The organism is Anaerobutyricum soehngenii (assembly GCF_009697165.1).
Taxonomy (GTDB): domain Bacteria; phylum Bacillota; class Clostridia; order Lachnospirales; family Lachnospiraceae; genus Anaerobutyricum; species Anaerobutyricum soehngenii.
Window position 1 is genome coordinate 22,607 of record NZ_VULP01000035.1, and the last position, 6,864, is coordinate 29,470.

At 36.8% G+C, this 6,864-nt stretch carries 7 protein-coding genes; all 7 read right to left on the reverse strand.

Annotated elements, in window-relative coordinates; all coding sequences use genetic code 11:
- Positions 1 to 120: 120 nt before the first annotated feature.
- Positions 121 to 1,164, reverse strand: coding sequence for a polyamine ABC transporter substrate-binding protein (locus FYJ25_RS12830; protein WP_154581456.1), 1,044 nt, complete (start codon positions 1,162 to 1,164; stop codon positions 121 to 123).
- A gap of 84 nt (positions 1,165 to 1,248) precedes the next feature.
- Positions 1,249 to 2,049 (reverse strand): ABC transporter permease, encoded by an 801-nt coding sequence (locus FYJ25_RS12835; protein WP_096241239.1) that lies wholly within the window; start codon positions 2,047 to 2,049, stop codon positions 1,249 to 1,251.
- Between the two features lie 3 nt (positions 2,050 to 2,052).
- Entirely contained in the window at positions 2,053 to 2,931 is an 879-nt protein-coding gene (locus tag FYJ25_RS12840; protein ID WP_096241240.1) for an ABC transporter permease, read from the reverse strand.
- Positions 2,932 to 2,943: 12 nt separating this feature from the next.
- Entirely contained in the window at positions 2,944 to 4,050 is a 1,107-nt protein-coding gene (locus tag FYJ25_RS12845) for an ABC transporter ATP-binding protein (RefSeq protein ID WP_173854305.1), read from the reverse strand.
- Between the two features lie 36 nt (positions 4,051 to 4,086).
- Entirely contained in the window at positions 4,087 to 4,443 is a 357-nt protein-coding gene (locus FYJ25_RS12850; RefSeq protein WP_096241242.1) for a P-II family nitrogen regulator, read from the reverse strand.
- 207 nt (positions 4,444 to 4,650) lie between these two features.
- Positions 4,651 to 5,400: a helix-turn-helix domain-containing protein gene (locus FYJ25_RS12855; protein WP_154581457.1), complete on the reverse strand. Its 750-nt coding sequence runs from the start codon at positions 5,398 to 5,400 to the stop codon at positions 4,651 to 4,653.
- A 301-nt stretch (positions 5,401 to 5,701) separates the two neighbouring features.
- Positions 5,702 to 6,709, reverse strand: a complete 1,008-nt coding sequence (locus tag FYJ25_RS12860) for a glycosyltransferase family 2 protein (protein WP_154581458.1) — start codon at positions 6,707 to 6,709, stop codon at positions 5,702 to 5,704.
- Positions 6,710 to 6,864: the final 155 nt, after the last annotated feature.

Sequence of the window (6,864 nt, forward strand, 5' to 3'; positions counted from 1 at the left end):
TGGTATTACATATTGATATTACGTCTTAGTGTTATATCTTGATATCACATCGTCATTATACCGATTACGTTTCTTGTTACGTTTCGCTTCTTGTTTTGTTATTGCTTTATTATTGTTCTTTTACTGTTTCAGTTTTGTCCACATTTCATCATAAATCTTTAATGTATCTGCATCAAGATTCTTGACATATTCACCTTTCTTAATAACTTCTGCAGGCGGATTCTTTGCTTCGTTCTTTGAGTAATCTTCACCCATTGCCTCCACTGCTTTTGTATTTGGGGAAAGGTATGGGAACTCTTCTAATACCATCTGGGCATTTTCTGCATCTAACATAAAATCAATAAACTTCACTGCATTATCATAATTTTTAGCTCCTTTTGGAATTGCCCAGTTATCCATAAAGAGATAAGCTCCTTCTGTCGGATATACTACTTTGATATCCGGATTTTCTTCCATTGCCAGTGCAATTTCTGCACTCCATACATAACCAACCGTACAATCTCCGGAAATCAATGCGGACTTTGGACTATCTGAATCATATAATTTCACGTTATTTTTCAATGTTAATAACTTATCCTGAATTTTAGATAATACGGCAGGATCTGTTTCATTCATGCCATATCCCATACTTCTTGCAGTCATACCGATTACAGCACGATAATCATCCAATGCCACAATAGAATTTTTCAAAGAAGAATCAAATAAGTCATCATAACTTGTAATATCTTTTTTCACTTTACTTGTATTCACTGCAATTCCTGCAACACCACCCTGATAAGGAACAGAATATTTATTACCAGGATCATAAGAAGGATTCAAATAAGACTCTCCAATATTCGAAAGATTTTTAAGCTCATCTGTCTTCAGTTCCTCTAACATTCCCTGAGAAGCCATCTGCTCTACCATGTAATCACTAGGCTGCACAATATCATACGTTCCTTCTGACTCTGACTTTACTTTTGCAAGCATATCTTCATTTGAAGAATAGGTAGAAACATTTACCTTGATTCCCGTTTCTTTTTCAAACTTTTCGATTACAGAATCTGGCACATATTCTGTCCAGATAAAAATATTTAATTCTCCATTTTTCCCTTCGGAAGATTTCGAACCACATCCGGCAAGCATCGTCACTAACATCGCTGTAATCACTATAAGACCTAACATTTTTTCTTCATAAGCTTTCCTCTTTTCTTTTTAGGTTTTTAATTTAATACATTTATTACAGTTACTATGATATCCCATACTGCTTTACACTTTTTTGCGCTTCAATATGTCTGTCTGTGTCAATACTACAAGAACGATTGTACCGATTAAAATCAAAGTAGATAATGCATTGACATCCGGCGATACACCACTCTTGATACTCTCCATTACTTTTAGTGGATACGTCTTTGTCTGCCCATTTACAAAATAGCTGATGATAACATCATCAATAGAAAGGGTAAATGCAAGTAACGCTCCACCGGCAATTCCCGGAGCCAGTACAGGTAAGGTAATTTCAAAAAATGTCCGGATTCGATTCGCTCCAAGATCAAGACTCGCCTCTTCAATCGAACTGTCATAGCCGGAAAGTCTCGCCCGGACGTTGAAAATAACATATGGTATGGAAAATGTTACATGCGCCAGTATCAGCGTAAGCATTCCTCTTGGTACATTTGTTTTTGAAAATATTGTCAGCAGCGAAATACCCATTACGATTTCCGGAATAACTACCGGAATATATAGCAATCCGTCAATCAGGCTTTTCCCTTTAAACTTATATTTGTACATTCCGATTGCCCCAAGCGTTCCGACAATCGTTGCAAGAATTGTACTTGTCAGTGCGATTATCATCGTATTTCCAAAGGAACTTAATAAAGCATCGTTATCAAATAATTTAATGTACCAGTCAAAGGTAAAACCTTTCCATGAAAGATACGGCTTTGTTGTTGTCGCATTCATAGAGTTGACTACGATAACGGAAATCGGAAGGAACAGGAAAATATATACCGCTGCACAAAAGACAATACTTCCTGCTTTTCTCATTTTTGCTTTCTGTCTTTTCTTCATTCATCAACCCCCCAGACTTTCCATATCTCCGCCCATTTTCTGGTAAATCTTTACGAGCAGGAGCGTAATTAAAATTAATATAATCGAGAGCGCTGAACCAAGCGGCCAGTTATTTCCACTCTGGAACTGTCTCTCTATCAGGTTACCGATTACATCCGCATTTCCTCCACCGAGAATATCAGATACAAAGAAGAATCCAAGACATGGGATAAATACCATGATACATCCGGAAAAGATTCCACTTGAAGTAAGCGGCAACACTACTTCAAAAAAAGTAGCTATTCGTTTCGCACCCAGATCTGCTGATGCTTCCAGAAGATTTCCGTCTAATTTTTCAATTGCTGTATACAGCGGAAGAACCATAAATGGAAACAGACAATATACCATACCTAACACCGTTGTTCCCTGTTTAAAAAGAAAATCAACCGGTCCATCTGTAAAATGCATTGTCTGTAAGGCGGTATTTAACCAGCCATTTGTTCCAAGAAATGTTCTCCATCCATAAATACGAATCAGAGAATTCGTCCAAAATGGAATAATAACAAGCATATACAAAAGCTTTTTCTTCTTACTCTTTGTTCTTGCAATAAGCCAGGAAAACGGATAGGCAACAAGCACACAAAGTAATGTCGTAAAAAATGCAATGACAAGAGACTGCACATATATTTTTATGTAATCCGCATTCATCAGCCTTGTATAATTTTCCAGAGTAAACTGAAAAGTTACATTATAATACTGATCAATCGAACAAAAGCTCATCACTCCAACATAAATTAACGGAATCGCAACCAATAGCACCATCCATAAACTAACCGGTCCAACCATGATCGCTGCAGGAAAACTATTAGCCCGCCATTCATGTTTTGATTTCTTTTTTGCCATAAAACATGCCTCCTAACCTAACGGGATACTATCTACTGCCTGGAAAATCAACTGATCCTGATTATGAATCAAAACGGCATCTTTTTCTTCCCAGTAAATGTAAACCCTACTTCCCGGTTTCGGAAGTTCTTCTCCAGAAAGCCTCTCAATTTTTATTTCATTTCCATTTGGAAGAGAAACAATACATTTAATAACAGAACCAACATAAACATAATCTTTCACAATTGCCTTAATCGTAAATCCATCAATCGGTGTCTCTGAATATTTCATCTTTTCCGGTCGTACCGATACCGTAATATATTCATTTAACGCAAAGCCTTTTCCACATCCACAGATATTACCATTTTCAATCATAACAGATACATGCTCCCCATCTATACTGCGGATACATCCATCAAACGTATTAGTCTCTCCGATAAAGGTAGCAACAAATCTTGTTTTCGGATTCTCATAGATTTCAGAAGGCGTACCAAGCTGATCAAGCACCCCATCATGCATGATTGCAATACGATCACTCATCGTAAGAGCCTCTTCCTGATCATGCGTAACATAAATAAATGTAATATTTAACTTTCGCTGCAATCTCTTCAACTCAAGCTGCATCTGCTTCCTTAACTTAAGATCAAGCGCTCCAAGCGGTTCATCCAAAAGAAGAACCCTCGGCCGGTTAATCAAAGCCCTTGCAATCGCGACCCTCTGCTTCTGACCACCTGACAACTGGCTTGGATATCTTTTTTCAAATCCTTCCAGCTGCACAAGAGCTAACATCTCTGTCACCCGCTTTTTAATCTCTGCTTTCGGCACCTTTTTCATCTTTAAACCATACGCAACATTATCATAGATCGTTTTATGAGGGAACAACGCATAACTCTGAAAAACTGTATTTACATTCCTTTCAAACGGCTCCTTATCACCAATTGCCTCTCCCTCCACTTTAATACTTCCGCTTGTCGGTTCCTCAAAACCTGCAATCATTCGAAGCGTTGTTGTCTTTCCACATCCAGAAGAGCCTAACAGTGTAAGGAATTCTCCCTCTTCCACCGTCAAATTTAAATCCTTCACTACATGATTTGTTCCATATATCTTATTAACACCTTCAATTTCTACGATAGCACCCACTGTACTCACCTCTTCTAAATCTATCTAAATTTCAAACTATAAAGCCTTCAGACCTCTCTCACCTGTTCGAAGTCGCACCGCCTCTTCAATATTGCGAATAAAAATCTTACCATCACCAACATGATCGGTTGCACATTTTTCCCTAACCGCCATAATAATCGGTTCCACTGCCTTATCTTCCACAACAACTTCTATACGAATCTTTGGCAGCAGATTAATCGTCGTCTTAAATCCCTTAATCTCATTCACAGCGCCCTCACTATCTGCCACACCTTTCTGGGTTCCACATCCCATAACCGTTGATAACGTCATACCTCCACAATTCACATCATCTAAAATATGCTTAATATCTTCTAACTTCTCCGGTCGAATAATCATAACTAATTCCTTCATATGCTATATCCTCCTTTATTCATACCATAATAAAAAAATAAATAAAAAAAGGAAGCTGTATCTATCACATACAGCTCCCTTGCTTTTGATACTTGTGACTATACTCCATTAAGATATTTAATACAAGTCACCCATTTAACCATTTTCTTACTACTTTTTAATTATTTTTTTAAATATGTACTCACAAATAACGTAATAAATTTACTTTTATTCCTTTTCCCTTATCTTCTTAAACAGCTGTACCCTGTTACGGATTCCCAGCTTCCGATAGATATTTAAAATATGCTTCTTTAACGTATTGATACTAATAGATAAATAATCGCAGATAAAACTGTTATCCTTTCCTTCCATTAACAGATGCAAAATATTATGTTCCTGCTTTGTAAGCCCAAACTTCTCCGTCGCTGCCGACACCGTAAGCTTCTCACCAAACTGCATACGACTTTGTTTCTGCTGCCATAATCTGTACGCCATATGATCCTTCAACGTGTCCACCAAAAATATTTCATCATGACTAAAATCATTCTTCCCAATATTGCGGTACATCGTTACCACTCCAAGAAACTTCTTCTCTTTTGCCATGATCATCTGCAAAGAATAATGCCAGTTATTCGGCTTATATACCTTCTGATAATACTCCGTTTTCACTCTCATATCATCAGAAATAATATCTGTCTCACGATATACGATACTCTTCCCACTGTACATAATCCCTCTGCTGTAATCAATACTATCATAAACCTCCGATAAATCCTCATCACAATGATATGTAACCGGAGCCTTAAGATGGTATTCCTCCCCGGAAGATGCCAGATAAAAATCTGCACTGTCAAAATCCACAAGCATCTTCATCTGCTCTAAAAACTTCCTTCTCATCTGATCGAAATCCGCCGTTGTATAAATCTCATAAATAATAGAATTCAAAATCAGCCAGTCATTTGTCTGTAAAGTATTCATACATCTCACCTCTCTATGTACTAATCCCTCATACCACTTCATCTCATATAAATCGCATATAAAAAGTAAAAATCACCCCTTTAATTACCCCTTCTGATTATATTCTAATTCCAAAAAAGAAAAAGAAGGCATACTTGTTACAAACAAATATACCTTCTTTGATAACCCCTGTGATATTAATTACTTCTTTATACTACTTATTATACTTAAAATGGTTAGGAAATCAAGAGGAAGTAATTATTTTAATACAATCTTTTTTTACTTTACTATTTCCTGCCAAAGACTTAACATATATTCCTTATCATCCTTTGTAATGCCTCTCATATGGCTCCCAAGTTTTATCACTGATTATATATCTTGGACGATGTTTTGATTCCAGATATATCTTCCCAATATATTCTCCAATAACTCCAAGCGAAAGTAATTGAATACCACCAAGAAAACAAACGATACAAACAATGGATGCCCAGCCTGCAACTGTATTCCCCATAATAGCTGTTATGATAGCCCATATAATTCCCACAAATCCAATAAGACTCACTATACAGCCGGTTCCTGTTATAATGGAAATCGGCCTGACGGACAAACTGGTTATTCCATCAAACGCAAGGGCAAGCATTTTACTCAATGGATAATGACTTTCTCCTGCAATTCTTTCATGACGTTCATAATAAACAGTAGCATTTTTATATCCCACAAGCGGAATCATACCTCTTAAAAAAATATTTACTTCATGAAAACCTGCAAACTCCTGCAATACCCTCGTACTGATCAATCTGTAATCAGCATGATTATAAACCGTTTCGACTCCCATCTTATCAAGAAGTTTATAAAAACTTTCTGCTGTAAATCTTTTAAAAAACGTATCTGTATCACGCTTACTCCTAACACCATATACTACTTCTGCTCCAGCTAAATACTCATCTACCATCCGCTCCATCGCTGTAATATCATCCTGACCATCACAATCAATGGAAATCGTAATATCACAAACATCTTTTGCTTCCATCAAGCCCGCAAGTACAGCATTCTGATGCCCTCTATTTCTGCTCTGACTAATTCCAATATAATGTTCATCTTCCTGCGCCAACTTACATATAATATCCCATGTCGAATCCTTCGATCCATCATTTACAAATAAAATCCTGCTTTTCGCACTGATTTTCTCCTTTGAAATCATCGTCTGAATCTGTTCTAAAAACATAGGTGCTGTAATTGGAAGCACATCTTTTTCGTTGTAACATGGAATTACTATCCACAATATTGGTTTAGAAAAATCCACTTTTCCCTCATTCGGTACATTATTCATATTTTTCTCCTTTTACAATTGAATTATATTAGGCGTTTGCGAAACGCCACAAGTCGCATAAATACGTCATTTTTTTGTTGTTAAAAATAAAAATCTCCTCACGGTTTGTGATATAATGGAGTTGACTAGAAACCATAAATCACGCCCCGAAAGGA